General features: G+C 69.8%; 2 protein-coding genes. One reads left to right on the top strand and one right to left on the bottom strand.

Annotation, left to right across the window (positions count from 1 at the left end):
- Positions 1-280 (top strand): Rap1a/Tai family immunity protein (locus EN804_RS34510; RefSeq protein ID WP_210237379.1); only part of this gene is annotated, 280 nt, incomplete at its 5' end.
- A 39-nt stretch (positions 281-319) separates the two neighbouring features.
- On the opposite strand, the gene EN804_RS34505 is transcribed toward EN804_RS34510, so the two are convergent.
- The coding region (locus EN804_RS34505) for an isochorismatase family protein (RefSeq protein WP_135922298.1) at positions 320-686 on the bottom strand (367 nt) is incomplete at its 5' end.

Below are 686 nucleotides of genomic sequence, written 5' to 3'. Positions count from 1 at the left end.
GCTGGTGTCGCTGTTGCAGGGAAACGCGGCGGACGGATTCTGCGCCGGCGAGCAGTGCCGCTCCCAGTCCAGCGCCCGCGCCAGCGCGTATATCCAGGGTGTCGCCGATGCCAGTCGTGGGCACTGGTGTGGACAGGGCCAGATCCTGCCGCACGAACTGGTGGATCGCGTTGCCACGCACCTCCGGCAGCTGCCGCAGCGCCGTCTGCATGAGGATGCGTCGGTGCTGGTGGTGGAAGCGCTGAAGCAGGCCTTCCCGTGCGGCCCGGCAGGGAAGTGAGCCGGTGCAGCGTCCGGCCGGCCGTGCCCGGCGCAGCTGTCAGCCGCGCGCAGGCATCCTGAAGCGCTCCACCTGCGCCGCACCGGAATTGGCGAGCAGGGCCATGGCACGCCGTTTCGCGGCAGGCAGCCCGGCAACGGCCTCTGGCGCCACCCGCACCTCGAATTCCCTGGCGTTGGCATCCAAGGCGGTGGCCAGGACACAGGAGTCCGCCGTCATCCCGCTGAGCCAGAGGCGGCGCACGCCCAGTTTGGCCAGCAGGATCGGCAAGGGGCTGGCCAGGAAGGCAGAGTGCTTGGGCTTGAGCACGAAATAGTGGTCGGCAGTGGGAGACAGCATCGTGGCAATCCGGGCGGCCGGGCCGCCATCCTGCACGCACTGCGCCACCTGCTGGCGGAAATCCTGC

Source organism: Mesorhizobium sp. M8A.F.Ca.ET.161.01.1.1 (assembly GCF_004792105.1).
Lineage (GTDB): Bacteria > Pseudomonadota > Alphaproteobacteria > Rhizobiales > Rhizobiaceae > Mesorhizobium.
The sequence above is the reverse complement of the archived record's forward strand: the minus strand, read 5'-3'. Positions and strand labels throughout refer to the sequence as shown.